This is a genomic window from Rhizobacter sp. P3_B12, assembly GCF_056402895.1.
Window position 1 is genome coordinate 1 of the sequence record NZ_JBFUGN010001561.1, and the last position, 855, is coordinate 855.

The 855-nt window shown below is 62.2% G+C and carries 1 protein-coding gene; it reads right to left on the reverse strand.

Features of this window, described 5'->3' with window-relative positions; translation table 11 throughout:
• Window positions 1-153: 153 nt before the first annotated feature.
• Window positions 154-480 carry a hypothetical protein gene (locus AC1D01_RS36865; protein ID WP_477874790.1) on the reverse strand — a complete coding sequence of 109 codons (327 nt, stop codon included), beginning with the start codon at window positions 478-480 and terminating at the stop codon, window positions 154-156.
• Between the last annotated feature and the right edge of the window lie 375 nt (window positions 481-855).

Below are 855 nucleotides of genomic sequence, written 5' to 3' on the forward strand. Positions count from 1 at the left end.
TCGTCATCCCGAACTGGAGCGCCTGCGCCGCACTCGATTTGATGAAGCGGGACTGCCTGTCCTTGAAATAGATGTGATCCGGTGAGTTGTCCAGCAGGGCCCGCAGCAGGTCGCGTTCGTCGACGCCCGCCGGGAAGTGCTCGGGTGCTGCCCTCACAGATGGGCCCCTGCGATGTCACGAAGCGTCAGCGCATGCAGGTGGTCCACCGGTCGGCTCATGGCGTCAGGCAGGCGCTCGTGCGCCGGATTCGGCCGGGCACAGCGCGGGCAAGCGTCGAGGGCTTCGCGGTGGACGAGATCGCAGCCCAGGCAGCACACCGTGCCGGCGCTTAGTTCGGCCGCGGCCAGCTCGGCGAACACCGTTGGGCGCATCGCCGACACCGTCTTCCGGCAATGGGGGCAATCTTCATGGGGAACGGAATGGCTGGCACAAAACATCGATGACTCCCTGGCACTGCGCGTGCCTTCTATGGTCGACATGTTCTGCTTGACGCGACCTCCCCATTTCCACGAAGAACGCGGCGAAGCAGCGCCAATTCCGTCATCGTGAAAGCGGCCTGTCTTATCTGATAGTTGGATGAGTCTGGATCGGACGTATCCTTTACTTAGCCCCAAGCACAGCATCGCATATCTGACAAAGAGGAATTCCCAGTGCTGAGGCGAGGCTGCTTTGCTGGGGGAGGATGCGCTGATGAAGAAGTCGTTCCGGTTTGCGGACTGGCCATTGCGCGCGAAAATGGCCGCACTGCTTGCAGCCACTTCGCTGCTGCCGCTGGCGCTGTGGGCATACGTGGATCTGCGGCAAGACCAGGCCCGCTTGCTGAATGGTGTCAAGGACGTGCTTGAGGCTCGTGG

What these genes read in the sequence shown, in the direction of transcription:
- AC1D01_RS36865 (WP_477874790.1), bottom strand. Translation starts at nt 480, where the DNA reads ATGTCGACCATAGAAGGCACGCGCAGTGCCAGGGAGTCATCGATGTTT.